Here is a 21,009-nt window from a genome sequence, read left to right as displayed (position 1 = left end):
AGTAAAAAAAAATACTTAAAGTTTTATATAATTAAATTTAAATAATAATATTGAAAAAAATAATATAAAAAGATATAATCGTAATAATTAAAATAAAAATAATAGTCTAATAAATAATTAAAATTATTTATTAGATAAGTGAGAAGTAACCACTTTGAAAATCTTCAAGGTGGTTATTATTTTTTGAAAGGAGTATACATGAAAAATAGAATATCAAATTTTTTTAATGATTCTAGATTTTTTAAAACATTATTTGTATTAGCACTACCTATAGTAATACAAAATATTTTAACATCTTCACTAAATATGGCAGATGTATTAATGGTTGGAGCGTTAGGAGATAAACAGGTAGCAGCTGTTGGAATAGGTAATCAATTTTCGTTTTTATTTAATTTAATAGTTATTGGGACAACTGGTGGATGTAGTATATTTATTTCTCAATATTGGGGAAAAAAGGACAAGGAGAATATAAAAAAAGTAGTTGGACTTGGTGGTATTACAGTTATTATAATTGCAATAATATCAACTTTAATTGCAATTATAATTCCTAAACTAATAGTTGGGATATTTAGTAGTGATGAAGTTGTAATAAAAGAAGCAGCAAAATATTTATCAATAGTAAGTATAAGTTATATAGCTACAGCAATTACTTTTACATTTGCAACATCTTTAAGATGTATGGAGGATACAAAATCTCCAATGATTATAAGTGCAATAGCTGTAATAACTAACATAGTATTAAATTATATTTTTATATTTGGAAAGTTAGGATTTCCAGCTATGGGATGTGCAGGATCAGCAGTTGCAACTGTAATAGCAAGATTTATAGAATGTATTTTTATTATGATAAAAGTAAGGTTTAATCATGTATTAAAGGGAAGTATTAAAGAATATATAGACTTTAATAGAAGATTTGCTATAAATATATATAAGTCAGTAATTCCAGTAGTTTTAAATGAAGCTTGTTGGGGGCTTGGAACATTTTTTTATTCAATAGCTTATGGAAAGTTAGGAACAGAGGCAATAGCATCAGTACAAATAACTAATAATATACAAAATATGTTTTTTGTTCTTTGTTTTAGTATGGCGAGTGCGTCTCTTGTTATGATAGGTAATAAAATAGGTGCAGGAAAGGAAGAATCGGCCAAAAGATATGGAAGGAAATTTGCAATACTTTCTATTATCATAGGAGTATTACTTGGACTTCTTGTACTACTTTTAGCAAGACCGATTTTAGGGCTATTTAATGTTTCAGATGTTGTAAAAGAAAATTCAATAATAATATTAAGAATTTATAGCTTATTTTACCCAATAAGAGTTGTAAACTTAGTTTTAATAGTTGGTGTATTTAGAGGGGGCGGAGATGCAGGATTTGCATTGAAGACAGAGGCATTTACAATGTGGGGAATAGGAGTACCTATGGCATTTATAGGAGCAGGTATTTTAGGGTTGCCAATATATATAGTACTATTAATGGTTACTCTAGAAGAGGTTTGTAAATTTATAATTTCAATTATAAGACTTAAAAGTTATAAGTGGATTCATAATGTTATATAGAAAGAAGGCTGCTATTTTAGCAGCCTTTTTCTATTAAAAAAGTTCATATATATCAGAAAGCTCTGCCAATATTCTTTGATCATTAATAGGGAAGTTATCTGTATTTTGTAAGCTATATAAACCACTATTTATAATAGGTAAAGTAACAATGAATTCACAACCATCAGTATATTCAGAATTTATTGATATTGATCCGTTATGCATTTTAACTAAAGAGCTTGCTAGATATAAACCAAGTCCGCTTCCTTCTTTTTCTCTAGAGAGAGATTTATCAACTTTTGAAAATCTTTCGAAAATATGTTTATGAAAATCTATTGGGATTCCAATACCATCATCTTTTATAGTTATATTTATTGTTTTATTTTTAGTATATATACTAATAGTTATATTACCATTTGAATTAGTAAACTTAATTGCATTTGAAAGTAAGTTTAATATAATTCTTTCCAATGCAAGAAGATCTATATCAGTATATATCTGCTCAATTTCTGTATCAAATACTATATTTAGATTTTTAGACTTAACAAAAGGGATTACAGAGTCTATTAAACTTTCAACAAAAGATACTATATCTAAATTTACAACACTTAATTGTGCAGAACCAGAATCTATTTTAGTTATATCTATTAAATTATCAACTAGCTTTAACATTCTTAAACAATTTTTAGTAATGCTTTTTTCATATTTTAAATAATGATTTTTAAAATTACTGCAATCTGAATTTTTAAAACTATTTAAAAGCTGAATAGATGAATTAATAAAATTAATAGGTGTTTTTAATTCATGAGATAAATTAGTGAAAAAATCATTTTTATCTTTATCGTGATCTTTTAATTGTTGAAAATCATTATATATTTTAGTATATTCATCTATTAAATCTCTATGTTCTACATAATTAAGTAAATTGTTAGCATTTTTCATATTAAAATATGCATTTTTATAATCTCCTAAAGCTTCATAATCATTAGAAATTTTAGTATAGGAATTTACTCTATATTTTATTTCATACTTGTTTGCACAATCTAAGGCACCTTTATGACGAAGCAGAGAAGTTTTATATTCTTCCATTTCGTAATATAAATTTCCAAAAGTCATCTCAAGCCAATAATCAAAGTGAGTAAATTTAAAACAAGTTAAATTTTTTAAATAAAGTGTATTTGCACTTATTAATTGTTTTAATGTATAAGAGAAATCTTCATTTTTAGTTATTAAATTTAGTCTAGCCTTAAGAAGTAGTATTTTTGCAATAAAGCTTTCTTTATCAGAAGTTAATAATGTAGAAATTTCACTTTCGATATTATTTATAAGATTATTAACGTAAGATAGGTTTTCTTTATCCTCAAGATAAATTTCAATAATTTCTATAAAAATTAATAATTTCATTGTAGTAGATAAATTTTCTTTATAGTCTTTTAAAAGATTATTAAAAGTTATAAGTGCTTGTGAATTTTGACTAAGACCAAAATGTCTTGTTCCAATATAATAAAGTAGCATAACTTCTATATTACTTTGGTTATATTTACGAGCAAGATTAAGTCCGTTAGTAAATAATTCTATAGAATAACTATCAGAACTTAAATATGTAGAGTAAATAAAACCTAGTTCCATATAAGCTTGTGCAGAATATTCACATTGTGTTTCAGATAATAAATTCAATGCTTTTTCCATATAATAAGATATATTTTTCTTTGCATCATAAAATTTAAATCGTAAAATGATTGTTTTTACATATAAATAAAGCAATTCTTCATTATATTTATTTATATGTAAAATTTCCTCTGCTAAATTAAAATATTTATTATGCTTTGAAAAGTTTTCAATTTCAATATAGCTTATTGATAACATTGTGTATGTGCAACCTAAAAGGTAATCTTTATTTAAATTTTTAGCAATATTAAGACAAGTGGTAAAGTTATTAATTGCAGTTTTTAGATTTTTTAAAGAAAGATTACAAATGCCTATTAAAAAATTAGCTAAATATAAATCTTTATAAGAATTATTTTTTTTATTTGCTATAAAAGATTTTGAATTTTTTATTATTAAATTTAATTCATCAATATTTATATACGAGTTAGGTGTAAAAGCAACCTTAGTAATTAAGTTTTTAAAATTATATGTATTAATTTCATAGGTTTGCATGACATATACGCTCCTTAGATAAAATAATCACAATAATAAATTTTACTATAATTTACTATAAATGTCTATTAAACTTTTAAAAGGTAAAAAATAAAATTAAAGTAAAAAATATATTTTTAATATATATATGGAATAGTTTGTAAAATGATTTATAATATTTATGTAGGGATATAAGTATAGAATGGTATTGTTTTATTTTTAATAGGAATAGTGGATATAAATAAAAGATTTCTAATTAAACAAGAGGAGGATATAACTAAATGATTACAGGAATTATTTATTTTTTTGTTATTATTATCGCTAATACAGTTGGAGCCATTTCAGGTATGGGAGGTGGAGTTATTATAAAACCAGTTATGGATGCCTTAGGCATTCATTCAATAGCAGCTATATCATTTTATTCAAGTGTAGCTGTTTTTACAATGTCAATTGTTTCTACTTTAAGACAGTTAAAAAATAAATTAACATTAAATATAAAAATGGCAATTTTAGTATCGATTGGATCGGTTTTAGGAGGAATAGTAGGAAATTATACTTTTGAGCAGTTTTTATACTTTTTTAAAAATGAGCAAAAAGTACAAATAATACAGATTCTTATAACGATTATCACTTTAGTATTTGCTTTATTATATACAAAATACAAGTGGAAGTCTTTAAATCTTAAAAATTTAATGTGGTATATTTTAATTGGAATATTTTTTAGGATTTATATCAACTTTACTAGGGATAGGAGGAGGACCTATTAATGTTGCTTTACTTATGCTATGCTTTGGAATAGAAGTAAAAGAGGCGACAGTGTACTCTATTATCACTATATTTTTCTCTCAACTTGCAAAGATATTAGCAATTAAATTTTCTACAGGATATGGAATGTTTGATTTATCAATATTATGGTTTATTATACCAGCAGCTATATTTGGAGGTTTTACAGGGGCAATGCTAAGTGGTAAATTATCTAGTAAAATAGTTTTTAAAGTTTATCAAGTAGTTTTAATTTTAGTTATTGTATTGAATGTTTATAATGGATTAGCTGCCTATATTTAAGATAAATAATGAAAGGTAGTTTATAAAACAATAAATAGTTTAAGAAAAGTTATAAATGATTATATATTAAAAATAAAGAATCTAATAAATTTTATTAAGTTAAAACTTTATGAGATTCTTTATTTAATTAGATAAATTTATTATTTAGATTTGGATAAGTTTATTAATAGATAGTGCAAAATAATAATATCAATATAAATACAAAATAAAACTATTAAAATATTTAATAGTTTATTTTTACTTAAGGGTAGTATTAGTAAATATACTAATTTAAAAGAAAATGACCTTACCAAAAGATATTTAAATCTAGTGATAAAGTCATTTCTTTTAAACGTTGGTGCCGGCAGAGGGAATCGAACCCTCACGGTAAAACCGCATGATTTTGAGTCATGTGCGTCTGCCAGTTCCGCCATGCCGACAAATGTATATTTAATATAAAAATATTATACCAAAAGAGGAGTAAAATATCAATATATAAATTTTTATACCATAAAAGTTAAATTTTTTACATGAACATATTGTTAGGAGCTCATACATCTGTTATTATAAATATAGGATAAATTTAACCCAGTGGGTTATATTTTGACCCAGTTATACATAGTCTACATATAAACTTTACAGTTAATAGGACAAGTTATAACTATTTAATAATTAGGGAGGAATCAATAATATGATGTATTCAAGAGAAGTTGAAGAAATGTGTGTTGTTGCTAAAGGACCTAACCATGGTTCAGCACCGATTCCTGTAGAAGGAAGATGGGTACAATCTAAAGAAGTTAAAGATATTTCAGGATTAACTCATGGTGTGGGCTGGTGTGCACCACAACAAGGAGCTTGTAAATTAACTTTAAACGTTAAGGATGGTATAATAGAAGAAGCATTAGTTGAAACAATTGGATGTTCAGGTATGACTCATTCAGCTGCTATGGCTTCAGAAATATTACCAGGAAAGACAATTTTAGAAGCGTTAAACACAGATTTAGTTTGTGATGCTATAAACACAGCTATGAGAGAATTATTCTTACAAATTGTTTACGGAAGAACTCAAACTGCTTTCTCAGAAGGTGGATTACCAATAGGAGCTGGTCTTGAAGACTTAGGTAAAGGATTAAGATCACAAGTTGGTACTATGTACGGAACAGTTGCTAAGGGATCAAGATATTTAGAAATGGCTGAAGGTTATGTTACAAAGTTAGCTTTAGATGCTGACAATGAAATCATTGGATACAGATTTGTTCACTTAGGAAAAATGATGGAATTCGTTGCTAAGGGAATGGATGCTAACGAAGCTATGGAAAAAGCTACAGGTCAATACGGTAGATTTGACGATGCAGTTAGAACTATCGATCCAAGACACGAATAATAAGTTGAAGGAGGACAAGTATCATGCCATTATTTGAAAGTTATGAAAGAAGAATTAATCAAATCACTCCTGTACTAGAAAAGTACGGAATGACTAAAATAGAAGATGCTAAGGCAGTTTGCGATGAAAAGGGTATTGATGTTTACGAAATCGTTAAGTCAACTCAACCAATCGCATTTGAAAATGCTATGTGGTCATACATTTTAGGTGCTGCTATAGCAATAAAGAAAGGTTGCACAAAGGCTGCAGATGCTGCTGAAGCAATCGGAGAAGGCTTACAAGCTTTCTGTATTCCAGGTTCAGTTGCTGACGATAGAAAAGTTGGTCTTGGACACGGAAACTTAGGAGCTATGCTTTTAAGAGAAGAAACTAAATGTTTCGCATTCTTAGCAGGACATGAAAGCTTTGCTGCTGCTGAAGGTGCTATAAAGATAGCTGAAAAAGCTAATAAAGTAAGAAAAGAACCATTAAGAGTTATATTAAACGGTCTTGGAAAAGATGCTGCTTATATAATTTCAAGAATTAATGGATTCACATATGTTGAAACTAAGTTTGATTACTCAACTGGTAAATTAAATATAGTAAGAGAAAAAGCTTACTCAAACGGACCAAGAGCTGCAGTTAAGTGCTACGGTTCAGACGACGTTAGAGAAGGTGTTGCTATAATGCATCACGAAGGAGTTGATGTATCAATAACTGGTAACTCAACTAATCCTACAAGATTCCAACATCCAGTTGCTGGAACATACAAAAAAGAATGTGTTGAAATGGGTAAAAAATACTTCTCAGTTGCATCAGGTGGTGGTACTGGAAGAACTCTTCACCCAGATAACATGGCAGCAGGTCCTGCTTCATACGGTATGACTGATACTATGGGAAGAATGCACTCAGATGCACAATTCGCAGGATCATCATCAGTTCCAGCTCACGTTGAAATGATGGGTCTTATCGGAATGGGTAACAACCCAATGGTTGGAGCTACAGTTGCAGTTTCAGTTGCTATAGAAGAAGCAATGAACAAGTAATTTTTAAAAATCTGTGTAAGTATTTACTTACACAGATTTTTTTTGAAATTATACTGAAAGTAAATTTATGAATAATTTTATAGAATATCAGGAGAGACATAGTTTAAGTAGTGGATTTACTATGCTTGATAATATGTTTATAAATAAGAAGCTAGAATAAATAATAGAAATAAGTTTATTATACTAGTTAGAGTAGAGAAGGTAACTATTATAAAAATACGAATATTTTCAGTGTTTTTTTATATTGATATTATATATGTAAATATTATCACAAAAAATATTTTAAAAAATAGGGAAAATATTCGCATTTGCTATTGGAAATTATCGAAAAATGTTGTATTATAGTTCAGTGATTTATAAATATATACGAAAGAGGGATAATATGAAAAATTTATCTGATCAAAATAATTTACTTGATAATTACTTTGGATTATCAAAAAATAATACAAATGTTAGAACTGAAATATTAGCAGGGATTACAACTTTTATGACCATGGCATATATATTAATAGTTAACCCATCAATACTTTCAGCAGCAGGAATGGATAGTGGGGCAGTTTTTACAGCTACAGCAGTTTCAGCTGTAATTGCAACTTTATTAACTGGACTTTATGCTAAGTTACCATTTGCTCAAGCACCAGGAATGGGTTTAAATGCATTTTTTGCATTTACAATTGTTCTACAAATGGGATATTCATTTCAATTTGCATTAACAGCAGTATTTTTAGAAGGATTAATATTTATAGTATTAACTATATTTAATGTTCGTGAAGCTATTGTAGATTCGATTCCTAATAATATTAAAAAAGCAATTTCAGTTGGAATTGGATTATTTATAGCTCTTATAGGATTAGAAGGAGCTGGAGTTGTTGTTAAAGGAGAAGGAACTTTAGTTTCTTTAGGAGATATAACGAAAGGTCCAGCATTACTTGCTATTATAGGGATAATTATAACTGGTATTTTAATGGCTAGAAAAGTAAAAGGTGCTTTATTCTTTGGAATGATTATAACTGCAATTATTGGAATTCCAATGGGGATTACACATTTACCAGAAGCTGTAATTAGTACACCACCATCAATTAGTTCTGTATTTATGAAGTTTGAGTGGCATAATATATTTTCATTAGACATGGTAATAGTTTTATTTACTCTACTGTTTATGGATATGTTTGATACTATAGGAACTTTAGTAGGTGTTGCAACAAAAGCTAAAATGCTTGATGAAAATGGTAAAGTACCAAATATTAATAAAGCTTTACTTGCAGATGCTGTTGGAACAACAATAGGAGCTTGCTTAGGTACTAGTACTGTAAGTACTTTTGTTGAAAGTGCATCAGGTGTAGCAGAAGGTGGAAGAACTGGTTTAACTGCTGTTTCAACAGCAATTATGTTTGCCTTATCTTTATTTTTTGCTCCATTATTTGGGGTAATTACACCAGCTGTAACATGTTCAGCACTAGTTTTAGTTGGATTATTTATGTTAGAACCGATAATGGAAATAAACTTAGAAGATTGGACAGAAGCTCTACCTGCATTTCTTACAATAATAATGATGCCATTATCATATAGTATTTCAGATGGAATTGTTTTTGGGGTAGTATCATATATACTTATTAAGTTATTTACAGGAAGAGTAAAAGATATAAGTATTACAACTGTTATAATAGGAGCTGTTTTTGTTCTTAAGTTTTTAATATAGGACTATATAAGATTAAAAAAATAAATATAAAATAGGAGTTGTTACGAAAAGATATGTAAATCATTTTTCGTTAACGACTCTTTTTTTATGAAATTTAACTAGCTAATTTACTAAGATGAAATAAAAGAATATAATAAGTTTTTTCAGGGCATTATATCAATGTATTACAAAATATAGCATAAAAATACCATGTTAACAATGAAATTTATAATGAAATTATAATATGACAATATAAAGAAACTCTAATAACTTTAATAGTTGTCGAAAATGTGTCGAATTGGTAAAATGATTAATGAAATTATCTTTTATTAAAGAATTAAAATATATATTTTAGGAGGACTAGTTTTATGACAGATGATGATAAAAAAATTAGATGGTATAATCTTGCATTAATGGCCTTTGTATCTGTTTGGGGATTTGGAAATGTAGTTAACAACTTTGCAAATCAAGGATTAACTGTAATTGTATCATGGGTATTAATAATTGCATTATATTTTGTTCCTTATGCATTAATGGTTGGAGAGTTAGGGTCAACCTTTAAAGATGGAAAAGGTGGTGTAAGTACTTGGATAAGGGAAACTATGGGTCCAACTCTTGCATATTTTGCAGGATGGACTTATTGGGTAGTACATATTCCATATTTAGCTCAAAAGCCACAATCAGTTCTTATTGCCCTTGGTTGGGCTGTAAAGCAAGATGGAACTTTAATAAAGAATATGAATACTTTAGCAGCTCAAGGACTTACTTTAGCAGTATTTTTACTATTTTTATGGATTGCATCAAGAGGAGTAACATCTCTTAAAAAGATAGGTACTATAGCAGGTATAGCAGTTTTTGTAATGTCTATGCTTTATATAGTACTAATGATGGCTGCACCAGCTATAAGGGGAATAGAGCCTGCAACAACCAATATTACATTTGATAGTATAATGCCAGAATTTAATTTTGCATATTTTACTACTCTTTCAATGTTAGTATTTGCAGTAGGTGGAGCAGAAAAGATATCGCCATATGTAAATAATATGAATAAGCCTAGTAGAGAATTTCCAATGGGAATGATTATATTGGCTGCAATGGTTGCAATTTCAGCATTACTTGGTTCAGTTGCAATGGGGATGATGTTTAATGCTGATAATATACCAAAGGATCTTATGATGAATGGACAATATTATGCATTCCAAATGTTAGGTGAATATTATGGAGTAGGGAAATTATTTTTAGTTATTTATGCAATTTCAAATGTTCTAGCACAAATATCAGCTTTAGTATTTTCAATAGATGCACCTCTAAAAGTTTTACTAGCAGATGCTGATGAAAAATATATACCTAAAAAATTAGCTAAAACAAATAAATATGGCGCACCAATAAATGGATATTATATGACTATGGTATTAGTTGGAATTTTAATAATAGTGCCAGCTTTAGGTATTGGTGATATGAATACTTTATTTGATTGGCTATTAAAGTTAAATTCAGTTGTTATGCCACTTAGATATCTATGGGTATTTTTAGCGTTTATAATGCTTAAAAAGCTTAAAGGAAAGTTTGCATCAGATTATAAATTTGTTAAGAATGATACTATTGCATTAGTACTAGGTGTCTGGTGTTTTATATTTACAGCTTTTGCATGTATAATGGGTATGTTCCCAAGAGGAGTTGATACTTATTCATCACAGTGGTGGTTCCAGATTTCTCTTAATATAGCTACACCATTTGTATTACTAGGACTTGGATTAATACTTCCTAAGTTAGCAAAGAAGAATAATAATTAATATAAATAAGGGTTATCAAATTTTGATAACTCTTATTTTATAAAAAGTAACAAAGGGTAATTAAAACTATTTTATGAAATATAGTTTATCTCTTATTGAAAAACATTTATTATTGTAGTATAATAAGGACAAAGGAATATAAAACTAATAACGAGATTGAGGTAGATGAATATGAGTAATAGATTTAAAACTGGGTTATATATAGTGGGTGGAGTTTTAATTATTGGATTAATTGCTGTTTTAGCAATTCAATTATTATTTTGGGCATTACCATTTATTATTGCTATCTATTTATTTGTAAAAATAAAAAATATGATTTCAAAAAAGAAAAATAATAGTGAGTATAATAGAGAAGATTTATATGATAATACATATATTAAAAATGAATATAATAATTCTATACAAGATGATGAAGTAAATGAAGTTATAGATGTAGATTTTGAGGATATTAGTAATAAATAAAATAGTTAAATTTATAAAACTCAGCACTTGCTGAGTTTTTTTATATTATAATAAATATATCTTGTTTTTAGAATATAGGGGAGGAACTATGAATCTTAGAAAGTTAAAAATTTTTTATGAAACAGCTACCTATTTAAATATGACTAAGGTAGCAAAGGAAATGTACATAAGCCAGCCATCTATAAGCCAAAGTATAAGTGAATTAGAGATAGAGGTTGGGGCAAAACTTTTTGATAGAATTGGCAAAAAAATATATTTAACACATGAAGGAGAGGTTTTTCTAAATTATACTAGAAGAATATTAAATCTTTATGAGGAAGGTATAAAAACAATTGAAGATTTTAAAAGTAATTCTAATGGAAAAATAGTAATAGGGGCAAGCACTACAATAGGAATTTATATTTTACCAGATATAATTAAGGATTTTTCAGAGAAATTTCCTAATATTGAAATTTCCTTAATAATTGAAAATACAAATCATATAGAAAAGTTAATTTTAGAAAATAAAGTTGATTTTGCTTTTGTAGAAGGAAATATAAACTCTGATGAAATAATAACTGAAAAAATTTGGGAAGATGAAATAGTATTTATATGTGGTGATAGTCATAAATTTAAAGATAAAAAAGTTGTACAAAACAATGATATATCAAATGGAAAATTTATAATGAGAGAATTAGGTAGTGGTACTAGGGCGGTTATAGAAGCTTACTTAAAAAACAATAAAATTCCATTTAATGTGTTTTTGGAATTAGGAAATACAGAGGCTATTAAAAGAACTGTTGAAGCTAACTTAGGGATAGGCTGTATTTCATATAGAGCGATTGAAGAAAAAGTGATATTAGGTGATTTAAGTATATTTAGATTAGAAAGTGGCAAAATAGAAAGAGATTTATTATTTATACAACACAAAGATAAATATATTTCAAATAATATAAATGAATTTATAAAGTTTATAAAAAGTTCTTATAAGTAAAAAGTTATTAATATTATAAAAAAACTGTATTTTACCTTTCGATGTGTAACATATATAATCTTGATATAGATTAAAATAGATGTATGGAGGAGAGTATATGCTAGAAAAGGTAAAAAAAGTTTTACCAGGCTTAACGATATGTTTGATTATAGGTATTATTTCTGAGTTTTTAGGAAAGCAATTTAGTACAATAGGAGCTGCTAGTTTTGCAATTTTTATAGGTATAGTTGCAGGAAATACATTGTTTCATAATAAAAAGTATGATAACGGAACTAAGTTTGCAGAAAAAGATCTTTTAAATTATTCAATTGTTTTAATGGGAGCTAATTTAAATTTAACAGAAATACTTCAGTTAGGTTTTAATGGATTAATTTTTATAATTATCCAAATGTCATTAACTATGACTATAACATACATAATAGGAAGAAAGCTTAAATTTAATAGAAAATATTGCTTATTAATGTCATCAGGAAATTCTGTTTGTGGATCCTCTGCAATAGGAGCAACAGCACCTGTTATTAATGCTGATGACTCTGATAAAGTAATATCAATTACAATTGTTAATGTCATTGGTACTATATTAATGATTTTACTCCCATTTATAACAGCGGCTTTATATAATAATTCAACATTAGAAACTTCCGCTATGATGGGGGGAATACTTCAATCTGTAGGGCAAGTAATTGGATCTGCAAAATTTGTAAGTGATGATGTTGTTAAATTAGCAACTGTTTTTAAAATAATAAGAATAATATTAATAGTAGTTGTTGTATTAGTATATGAAAAAATTAATTTTCCAGAAGATACAGAAGTAGAAACGCTAGATTTAGAAAATATAAAAGAAGATGCTTGTAAGGAAAAAGTTATTAAAAAAAGAAGGAGACTTAATATTCCTTGGTTTATAACTGGATTTTTTGTTGTCTGTATTCTATATACTATAGGAATTATTCCAGACTTTATATCAAAGGCGTTTAAATGGATAAGTAGTAATTTTGAAATTATAGCTTTAGCTGGTATTGGAATGCGTGTTAAAATTAGAGATCTAATTAAAGAAGGACCAATGGCGATGTTATATGGATTACTTGTAGGTGGGTGTCAAATAATATTTGCAATAATATTAATTAGACTTTTAATAAAGTAACGAAATGAATTATGTATAAAAAAACTTGCATTTATACGGGATGGATTTTGAAGGAAATTCATCTCGTTTTTTATTTAATAGATTAACTTTATTGAAATTAAAAGGATTTATGAGAGTGAGGAGGAGGTTTTTTATATGTAAGAAAAATTGAATTACTTTTAAAAATGAAAGATTAGATATATAAATATTCAAAAATGGACAAAAAACTTCTTAAATTAATTGTAAAGATATTACTATTAAGGTATAATTATAGTGTTGTAATATTTAAACATATAAAGGGGGCAAAAATATGGAAAAGATAAAAATGATAACACCATTAGTAGAAATGGATGGAGATGAAATGACGAGAGTTCTTTGGGGCATGATTAAAGAAGAACTTATAAAACCGTTTGTTGATTTAAAGACAGAATATTATGATTTAGGATTAGAATATAGAAATAAAACTAATGATAAGATTACTATTGATTCTGCAAATGCAATTAAAAAATATGGGGTAGGAGTGAAATGTGCAACTATAACTCCAAATGCAGATAGAGTTACTGAATATAATTTAAAAGAAATGTGGAAAAGTCCAAATGGAACAATAAGAGCAATTCTTGATGGAGCAGTATTTAGAGCACCTATTTTAATTGACTCTATAAAGCCTTATGTAAGAACATGGAAAGAGCCAATAACAATAGCTAGACATGCCTATGGAGATGTCTATAAAGATGTTGAGATGAAAATAGAATCAGAAGGAAAGGTAGAACTTGTTTTTACAGGTAAAAATGGTGAAGAAAAAAGAGAATTAATTCATGATTTTAAAGATAATGGTGTAGTTCTTGGAATGCATAATTTAAATAAATCTATAGAAAGCTTTGCAAGAAGCTGCTTTAATTTTGCATTAGATAGTAAACAGGATTTATGGTTTGCATCTAAAGATACTATATCAAAAAAATATGATCATACTTTTAAGGATATTTTTAAAGAAATATTTGAAAATGAGTATAAGGATAAATTTAAAGAAGTAGGTATAGAGTATTTTTATACACTAATAGATGATGCAATAGCAAGAGTAATAAAATCAGAAGGTGGATATATATGGGCTTGCAAAAATTATGATGGAGATGTTATGAGTGATATGGTTGCAACTGCATTTGGTTCCCTTGCAATGATGACATCGGTATTAGTTTCACCCGAAGGAAATTATGAATATGAAGCAGCTCATGGAACAGTTCAAAGACATTATTATAAACATTTAAAAGGAGAAGAAACATCAACTAATTCTATTGCAACGATATTTGCATGGTCAGGTGCTTTAAGAAAAAGGGGTGAATTAGATAACATTAATGAATTAAAATTATTTGCAGATAATCTAGAAAAAGCTTCATTATGTACTATAGATAATGGATTTATGACAAAGGATCTAGCATCATTATCATCATTAGAAAATATTAAAGTTGTGAATTCTTTTGAATTTATAAAAAAAATAAGAGTAAACTTAGAAAATTTATATATTTAAAGTTATAAAATACAAGGTATAGTTAAATTTTATTAGCTATACCTTAAAATTTTATCCCAAACTTGCTAAAATATGTTAAAATATTTATGTGAAAATATGAATAAAATAATATGCCAATTAAAAGACTATAACTTATGATATGGTATAGGAGGATATTATGAGAAATAAAATTATAAGTATTATAGCTATAGTAATAGTAGTGATAGTTACTTTATTTTTTACTATTTCATATATGAGAAAATGTGAATTAGTAGAAAATAAAAATATAGATTGGATCAAAAGTGTAAAAATAGCGCATAGAGGATTATATAATAATAAAGAAGGGATTCCTGAAAATTCCTTGTCTGCATTTAAAAAGGCAGTCGAAAATAATGTAGCTATAGAACTCGATGTACAACTAAGTAAGGATAAGAAGGTTGTAGTTTTTCATGATTATGAGTTAACAAGAATGACTGGAATTTCTAAAAATATATCAGATTTAAATTATATAGATCTATTAGATTTAAAATTGCTTGGAACTAAGGAGTACATTCCGACTTTAGATGAAGTATTAACATTAGTAGATGGAAAAGTCCCTGTTTTAATAGAAATAAAAAATGAAGGAAAAGTAGGTGAAATAGAGGCTGAGGTCTATAAGATTATACAAGGTTATAAAGGTGAAATGGCAATTCAAGCATTTAATCCATATGTACTTTCATGGTTTAGAAAGAATGCACCAGAAATTATAAGAGGGCAGTTATCAGGAGGATTATATGATTCAGATATGGAACCTTATAAAAGATTTATTTTAAGTAACCTTTTATTAAATTTTGAAAGTAAGCCAGCATTTATTTCTTATGACATAAATTATTTGCCTAAATCATTTATAGAAAAGCAAAGAAAGAAAGGTGTGCCAGTACTTGGTTGGACCATTAAGAGCAATGCTGATTATGAAAAAGCTAAATTAAATTGTGATAACATTATATATGAGGAATATTAAGGGTAAATAAGTAAAATTAGTTAGAATAAAAACACTTTATAAGCTAAAAATATATATAAGCAAAGGAGGTGTTTTTATGTCTCATAAAAATAATAAAAATTCTAAAGATAATAAAAAATCAAGTCAAAAAACAAAAGCAGAAGTAAAAAAGATGCAAGTTGAAACAGCAGATGAAGTTGGTTATTCAAAGGAATCTAGAAAGCTTGGAAAAAATAAATTAAGAGCTAAAGATAATAATTAGAATTTTAAAATAAAAAAATGCATTTCATATGGAAATGCATTTTTTATTTTAATTTATTATTTTATTAAATTGCCCAATTACCATTAGAAAATAATTTTATACCATCTTTATTATTAGTAAATCCCATTATTTCTAAGTCAGAAGTACCAATCATAAAATCTACATGAATTAAAGATGTATTTACACTATTTTTATTTAGCTCTTCGCTAGTCATTTCTGTACCATTTTCAATACATATAGGATATGCTTTACCAAATGCTAAGTGACAAGCTGCGTTTTCATCAAAAAGTGTATTAAAGAAAATTAAATTAGAATTAGAAATTGGAGAATCAAAAGGAACAAGTGCAACTTCTCCTAAATGTTTAGCACCATCATCACTATCTAAAAGTTTTTTTAGCACATCATAACCTTCCTCAGCTGAAAAATCTATAACCTTACCATTTTCAAATGTTAGTGAAAAGTTGTTAATTAAATTTCCGCCATAGCTTAAAGGTTTAGAGGACTTAACAACACCGTTAACCCCATCTTTTTTAGGAAGTGTAAATACTTCTTCAGTTGGCATATTAGCATTAAATTCTATACCATTAGCACAATCCTCAGAACCACCAAACCAAATATGATTTTCAGGAAGTTCAATTGTTAAATCTGTACCTATATTATTTTTAAAGTGAAGTTTTTTAAATTTAGAATCATTTAAAAATTTAAGTTTTTCTTTAAAGTTTTTATTATGTTCTTCCCAAGCTTTAACAGGATCATCTTTATCAATTCTTACAACATTAAAAATTACTTCCCAAAGTTTACTTACTGCATTTTCAGCACTTTCATTAGGAAATACCTTTAAAGCCCAAGCCTCTGTTGGAACAGAAACAACAGTCCATCTTATCTTATTAGACATAGAATATGAATAATATTCTTCAAGTGCTATTTGACGAGCCTTTTGCATAATTGATATTTTTTCCATAGGAATTCCTTTAAAACAATCAGGATCTGAAGCAGAGATAGAAATAACACAAGCCCCTTCTCTAGCATAAGTTGTATAAGAATCCACTACCCAACTTGGAACATTTGATAAAGTGTCATTAGAAGCATGAGTTAAACGGATTTTTTGTAAATTTTGATCACTGTAATGTACTACTACATCTTTAGCTCCAGCAATATAAGCAGCTTCAGCAATTGCTCTTGCAAAATCAGAACATTCAATTGGAGAATTTACAATTACAGTTTGATTTTCTTGTACATTTACTCCTTTTTTAACAGTTAAAGTTGCATATTTTTTTAACATTGTTTCTATATTCATTTATATCACCTCTAGATTTATATTATAACCAATATATCCATTTTTACATAATTTTCTAAAGTAGTCTAGTGAAAATATTTTAGGTATATTTTCCCTTGTATATAACAATAAATATAACTATAATAGAAATACTTAAGTTTTGAGCATACTAAAGATAGTGAGAGGTGATATTAATGTTTAATTTATTAAATACATTAGTTGATAGAAATAAGATATATGGAAAAGATGGAAAGGTAGCGTCATATATACCAGCATTATTAAAAGCAAATCCAAATGATTTAGGTGTTTGTGTAGTAGATTTAAATGGTAAAGAATATTATGCAGGTGAATGTGATAAAAAGTTTACTATTCAAAGTATATCTAAAGTAGTTACATTAATTTTAGCATTAAGAGATAACGGAAGACAAAATGTTTTTAAAAAGGTTAATGTTGAACCAACAGGTATGGGCTTTAATTCCATAGTAAACTTAGAAGTTAGAGATTCTGGAAGACCATATAATCCTATGATTAATGCAGGTGCTATTGTTACAACTTCCTTAATAGATGGAAAAACAAAGGATGAGAAATTTGCTAGAATATTAGATTTTTTAAGGCTAGCTACAAATAATCCTAATATAACTGTAAATGAAGAAGTTTATTTATCAGAAAAAGCTACAGGAGATAGAAATAGATCTCTAGCTTATTTTATGAAAAGTACTGGTATTTTAGATGGTGATGTTGAAGAAATTTTAGATTTATATTTTAGGCAATGTTCTATTGAGGTTACAGCTATAGATTTAGCTAGGTTTGGATCGGTTTTAGCTAATGATGGTGTTACTCCATGGAGTGATGATAGATTAATGTCAAGGGAAGTCTGTAGAATAGTTAAAACTATTATGGTTACATGTGGAATGTATGATGCTTCAGGAAAATTTGCTGTTCATGTTGGAATACCAGCTAAATCAGGAGTAGGTGGGGGAGTTTTAGCAACAGTACCAAGAAAATATGGTATAGGAATATTTGGACCATCTTTAGACGAAAAAGGTAATAGCATAGCTGGACTTCATTTTATGAAAGATTTATCTGAAGAATTAGACTTAAGTATTTTTTAAATTTTAATATCTTAAACTATTATAAAAAATAGTATGATTTAATGATTTATTATTAAAAAAATAGTATAATTTAATTTGATAATAACATTAAGGAAATATATCCTTAATATGGAGGAAAAGATGGAAAGATTACTTATTTTAGATTCTAACTCACTTTTAAATAGAGCCTTTTATGCAATACCACCATTAACTACAAAAGAAGGAATACACACAAATGCAGTTTATGGATTTGCAAATATGCTATTTAAAATGAAAGAAGAATTAAATCCAGATTATATTGTAGCTGCATTTGATAGAAAAGCACCTACATTTAGACATAAAGAATATGAAGATTATAAAGCAGGTAGAAAGAAGATGCCACCTGAACTTGCAGAACAATTTCCATTAGTAAAGGATATGTTAAAGCTTTTATCAATAACAACTTATGAAATAGATGGATTTGAAGCTGATGATATAATAGGTTCACTAGCTAAATATGCAGAGAAAAATGGAATAGAAGTTTTTATAGTTACAGGAGATAAAGATGCTCTTCAGTTAGCTTCAACTAATATAAATGTTGTAATAACTAAAAAAGGAGTAACGGAAACTGCAGTTTATAATGAAAAAGGATTTATAGAAGAATTTAAAGTTACACCAACTCAATTTATAGATGTAAAAGGGCTAATGGGAGATAAATCAGATAATATCCCAGGGGTTCCAGGTGTAGGAGAAAAAACAGCATATAAATTAATACAAACTTATGGTTCTGTAGAGGATGTATTAAGGAATATAGATAGTATTAGTGGTAAAAAGCTAAAAGAAAATCTTGAAGCTTTTAGTGAGCAGGCAATATTTAGTAAAAGGTTAGCTACTATTATGACTGAAGTTCCTATAGATTTTGATCTTAAAGAAATTAAGAGCCAAGAAAATTATGATAAAGAAAATCTAAAAAAGATGTTCTTTAAACTACAAATGAAATCTCTTATAGGTAAAATAAAAGATGATGAAAATTTTGAAGAAGAAGAAATTGAAGTAAATGAAGTAAAAGACATTAAAACTTTTGAAGAGCTTTTTAATAATATTTCCAATGAGTTATATATAACTTATGATGTTTTAAATTCATCTAAATATTCAGAATTACAAATAGACAAATTAAATATTATGAATGATGATAAAGTATATATTATAGATTTTACAAGTATTTGTAATGAAGAAAAAAACAAAGCAATAGAAGTTTTAAAGTATTTAATGGAAAAAGATGAAGTAACAAAAGTTATACATAATGGAAAGGCTTTAGTTACTGCATTAAACAAATTAGGAATTTCTATTAAATCTTTTAATTTTGATACAGCAATAGCTGCTTATTTAATAGATTCATCTAAGTCAGAGTATAACCTTATAACACTTATTAACGAATATCTTGGTGAAGATATAAAAGAAGATAGCATAAACATTGCAGGAAAAGTTGTTAGAAAATTAAAGGATATATATAATATATTAAATGATAAACTTAAAGAAGATAAAATGGAGGAACTTTATTATAAGATTGAACATCCATTAATATTTGTTTTATCTTCTATGGAAACTTTAGGATTTAACATTAATAGTGAAAAGTTAGATGAACTAGCTGTTAAGTTTAAAGAAGAAATAATACAAACTGAAAAAGAAATATTTGCTCTTTCAGAAGAAGAATTTAATATTAATTCTCCAAAACAACTTGGCAAGATATTATTTGAAAAGTTAGATTTACCTGTAATAAAGAAAACTAAAACAGGATACTCAACAAATGCTGAAGTGCTAGAAAAACTACAAGATAAGCATGAGATTATACCTAAGATAACTTACTATAGACAAATTACAAAATTAAACTCAACTTATGTAGAAGGACTTAAAAATGTAATAGATAAAGATGGCTACATTCATTCTAATTTTAATCAAACAGTAACAACTACAGGTAGATTATCGAGTACTGAACCTAATCTACAAAATATACCTATAAAGTATGAAATGGGTAGAGAAATTAGAAAGGTATTTATTCCAAGAGAACCTGGTGATATTTTATTATCTTGCGATTATTCTCAAATTGAGTTAAGAGTTCTTGCTCATATGTCTGGAGATGAAAATATGATTGATGCATTTAAGCACCATAGTGATATACATACAAAAACTGCATCAGAAGTGTTTAAAGTTCCAGTAGAAGAAGTGACACCTTTAATGAGAGGAAGAGCAAAAGCAGTTAACTTTGGTATTGTTTACGGAATAAGTGATTTTAGTCTTTCACAAGATTTAAAAATTACAAAAAAAGAAGCTTCAGAATATATGGAGATATACTTTGATAGATATCCTAAGATAAAAGGATATTTAGATGGAGCTATTAAAGAAGCAAAAGAGTTAGGATATGTTTTAACTATTTTAAATAGAAGAAGATTTATACCAGAAATAAAATCTTCAAATAGAATTGTAAAAGCTTTAGGGGATAGATTGGCAATGAATGCCCCTATACAAGGAAGTGCAGCAGATATTATTAAATTGGCAATGGTTAATGTATATAACAAATTAAATGAAAGAAAGTTAGAAAGTAAGATAATATTACAGGTTCATGATGAATTAATATTAAATATTAAAGAAAAAGAACTTAATGAAGTAAGTGAAATTGTAAAAAATGAAATGGAAAATGTATTAGAGCTTGCTGTTCCTTTAGAAGTAGATATTAATTTAGGAAAGACTTGGTATGAAGCTAAATAAG

At 27.1% G+C, this 21,009-nt stretch carries 17 protein-coding genes and 1 tRNA gene; 15 read left to right on the top strand and 3 right to left on the bottom strand.

Annotated features, from left to right (window positions below):
* Window positions 1–183: 183 nt before the first annotated feature.
* Window positions 184–1,557: an MATE family efflux transporter gene (locus ACYQ1T_RS00475; RefSeq protein ID WP_459830733.1), complete on the top strand. Its 1,374-nt coding sequence runs from the start codon at window positions 184–186 to the stop codon at window positions 1,555–1,557.
* A gap of 33 nt (window positions 1,558–1,590) precedes the next feature.
* Here ACYQ1T_RS00475 and ACYQ1T_RS00470 read toward each other — a convergent pair whose 3' ends face one another.
* Window positions 1,591–3,696 carry a sensor histidine kinase gene (locus tag ACYQ1T_RS00470; protein WP_459830732.1) on the bottom strand — a complete coding sequence of 702 codons (2,106 nt, stop codon included), beginning with the start codon at window positions 3,694–3,696 and terminating at the stop codon, window positions 1,591–1,593.
* 260 nt (window positions 3,697–3,956) lie between these two features.
* On the opposite strand from ACYQ1T_RS00470, the gene ACYQ1T_RS00465 reads away from it, so the two are divergent.
* Entirely contained in the window at window positions 3,957–4,442 is a 486-nt protein-coding gene (locus tag ACYQ1T_RS00465; RefSeq protein WP_459830730.1) for a TSUP family transporter, read from the top strand.
* Complete coding sequence (locus ACYQ1T_RS00460) at window positions 4,384–4,740, top strand: TSUP family transporter (protein WP_459830729.1); 357 nt, start codon at window positions 4,384–4,386, stop codon at window positions 4,738–4,740. The genes ACYQ1T_RS00465 and ACYQ1T_RS00460 overlap by 59 nt, the downstream gene beginning before the upstream one ends.
* Before the next feature lie 335 nt (window positions 4,741–5,075).
* On the opposite strand, the gene ACYQ1T_RS00455 is transcribed toward ACYQ1T_RS00460, so the two are convergent.
* Window positions 5,076–5,159 (bottom strand) — tRNA-Leu (locus ACYQ1T_RS00455).
* Window positions 5,160–5,410: 251 nt separating this feature from the next.
* Between ACYQ1T_RS00455 and ACYQ1T_RS00450 the strand changes: the two genes are divergently transcribed.
* From ACYQ1T_RS00450 to ACYQ1T_RS00405, 10 genes are all read left to right on the top strand, one after another.
* Window positions 5,411–6,103 carry an iron-sulfur cluster assembly scaffold protein gene (locus tag ACYQ1T_RS00450; RefSeq protein ID WP_459830727.1) on the top strand — a complete coding sequence of 231 codons (693 nt, stop codon included), beginning with the start codon at window positions 5,411–5,413 and terminating at the stop codon, window positions 6,101–6,103.
* A 23-nt stretch (window positions 6,104–6,126) separates the two neighbouring features.
* Window positions 6,127–7,128 carry a GGGtGRT protein gene (locus ACYQ1T_RS00445; protein ID WP_459830725.1) on the top strand — a complete coding sequence of 334 codons (1,002 nt, stop codon included), beginning with the start codon at window positions 6,127–6,129 and terminating at the stop codon, window positions 7,126–7,128.
* A gap of 382 nt (window positions 7,129–7,510) precedes the next feature.
* Entirely contained in the window at window positions 7,511–8,827 is a 1,317-nt protein-coding gene (locus ACYQ1T_RS00440) for an NCS2 family permease (RefSeq protein ID WP_459830723.1), read from the top strand.
* Window positions 8,828–9,174: 347 nt separating this feature from the next.
* Window positions 9,175–10,599, top strand: a complete 1,425-nt coding sequence (locus ACYQ1T_RS00435) for an amino acid permease (protein ID WP_459830721.1) — start codon at window positions 9,175–9,177, stop codon at window positions 10,597–10,599.
* Window positions 10,600–10,770: 171 nt separating this feature from the next.
* On the top strand, window positions 10,771–11,061 hold the full coding sequence (locus ACYQ1T_RS00430) for a hypothetical protein (protein WP_459830719.1): 291 nt from the start codon (window positions 10,771–10,773) through the stop codon (window positions 11,059–11,061).
* 88 nt (window positions 11,062–11,149) lie between these two features.
* Window positions 11,150–12,034 carry a LysR family transcriptional regulator gene (locus ACYQ1T_RS00425; RefSeq protein ID WP_459830717.1) on the top strand — a complete coding sequence of 295 codons (885 nt, stop codon included), beginning with the start codon at window positions 11,150–11,152 and terminating at the stop codon, window positions 12,032–12,034.
* Between the two features lie 97 nt (window positions 12,035–12,131).
* Window positions 12,132–13,175 carry a YeiH family protein gene (locus ACYQ1T_RS00420; RefSeq protein WP_459830714.1) on the top strand — a complete coding sequence of 348 codons (1,044 nt, stop codon included), beginning with the start codon at window positions 12,132–12,134 and terminating at the stop codon, window positions 13,173–13,175.
* 289 nt (window positions 13,176–13,464) lie between these two features.
* Complete coding sequence (locus tag ACYQ1T_RS00415) at window positions 13,465–14,676, top strand: NADP-dependent isocitrate dehydrogenase (protein WP_459830712.1); 1,212 nt, start codon at window positions 13,465–13,467, stop codon at window positions 14,674–14,676.
* A gap of 157 nt (window positions 14,677–14,833) precedes the next feature.
* Entirely contained in the window at window positions 14,834–15,655 is an 822-nt protein-coding gene (locus tag ACYQ1T_RS00410) for a glycerophosphodiester phosphodiesterase (protein ID WP_459830709.1), read from the top strand.
* 76 nt (window positions 15,656–15,731) lie between these two features.
* Complete coding sequence (locus ACYQ1T_RS00405; RefSeq protein ID WP_459830707.1) at window positions 15,732–15,896, top strand: small, acid-soluble spore protein, alpha/beta type; 165 nt, start codon at window positions 15,732–15,734, stop codon at window positions 15,894–15,896.
* Window positions 15,897–15,960: 64 nt separating this feature from the next.
* On the opposite strand, the gene ACYQ1T_RS00400 is transcribed toward ACYQ1T_RS00405, so the two are convergent.
* Entirely contained in the window at window positions 15,961–17,193 is a 1,233-nt protein-coding gene (locus ACYQ1T_RS00400) for an aminopeptidase (RefSeq protein WP_459830705.1), read from the bottom strand.
* Window positions 17,194–17,366: 173 nt separating this feature from the next.
* Between ACYQ1T_RS00400 and glsA the strand changes: the two genes are divergently transcribed.
* Together glsA and polA are read left to right on the top strand one after the other, a co-directional pair.
* Complete coding sequence (gene glsA, locus ACYQ1T_RS00395; RefSeq protein WP_459830703.1) at window positions 17,367–18,284, top strand: glutaminase A; 918 nt, start codon at window positions 17,367–17,369, stop codon at window positions 18,282–18,284.
* Window positions 18,285–18,404: 120 nt separating this feature from the next.
* Window positions 18,405–21,008 carry a DNA polymerase I gene (polA, locus tag ACYQ1T_RS00390; RefSeq protein WP_459830701.1) on the top strand — a complete coding sequence of 868 codons (2,604 nt, stop codon included), beginning with the start codon at window positions 18,405–18,407 and terminating at the stop codon, window positions 21,006–21,008.
* Window position 21,009: the final 1 nt, after the last annotated feature.

The organism is Clostridium carnis, assembly GCF_054657435.1.
The sequence above is the reverse complement of the archived record's forward strand: the minus strand, read 5'-3'. Positions and strand labels throughout refer to the sequence as shown.

Bases quoted from the DNA above. Each gene is read 5' to 3' on its own strand.
- ACYQ1T_RS00470 (WP_459830732.1), bottom strand. From the start codon at position 3,696: ATGCAAACCTATGAAATTAATACATATAATTTTAAAAACTTAATTACT.
- ACYQ1T_RS00465 (WP_459830730.1), top strand. From the start codon at position 3,957: ATGATTACAGGAATTATTTATTTTTTTGTTATTATTATCGCTAATACA.
- ACYQ1T_RS00450 (WP_459830727.1), top strand. From the start codon at position 5,411: ATGATGTATTCAAGAGAAGTTGAAGAAATGTGTGTTGTTGCTAAAGGA.
- ACYQ1T_RS00445 (WP_459830725.1), top strand. From the start codon at position 6,127: ATGCCATTATTTGAAAGTTATGAAAGAAGAATTAATCAAATCACTCCT.
- ACYQ1T_RS00440 (WP_459830723.1), top strand. From the start codon at position 7,511: ATGAAAAATTTATCTGATCAAAATAATTTACTTGATAATTACTTTGGA.
- ACYQ1T_RS00435 (WP_459830721.1), top strand. From the start codon at position 9,175: ATGACAGATGATGATAAAAAAATTAGATGGTATAATCTTGCATTAATG.
- ACYQ1T_RS00430 (WP_459830719.1), top strand. From the start codon at position 10,771: ATGAGTAATAGATTTAAAACTGGGTTATATATAGTGGGTGGAGTTTTA.
- ACYQ1T_RS00425 (WP_459830717.1), top strand. From the start codon at position 11,150: ATGAATCTTAGAAAGTTAAAAATTTTTTATGAAACAGCTACCTATTTA.
- ACYQ1T_RS00420 (WP_459830714.1), top strand. From the start codon at position 12,132: ATGCTAGAAAAGGTAAAAAAAGTTTTACCAGGCTTAACGATATGTTTG.
- ACYQ1T_RS00415 (WP_459830712.1), top strand. From the start codon at position 13,465: ATGGAAAAGATAAAAATGATAACACCATTAGTAGAAATGGATGGAGAT.
- ACYQ1T_RS00410 (WP_459830709.1), top strand. From the start codon at position 14,834: ATGAGAAATAAAATTATAAGTATTATAGCTATAGTAATAGTAGTGATA.
- ACYQ1T_RS00405 (WP_459830707.1), top strand. From the start codon at position 15,732: ATGTCTCATAAAAATAATAAAAATTCTAAAGATAATAAAAAATCAAGT.
- ACYQ1T_RS00400 (WP_459830705.1), bottom strand. From the start codon at position 17,193: ATGAATATAGAAACAATGTTAAAAAAATATGCAACTTTAACTGTTAAA.
- glsA (WP_459830703.1), top strand. From the start codon at position 17,367: ATGTTTAATTTATTAAATACATTAGTTGATAGAAATAAGATATATGGA.
- polA (WP_459830701.1), top strand. From the start codon at position 18,405: ATGGAAAGATTACTTATTTTAGATTCTAACTCACTTTTAAATAGAGCC.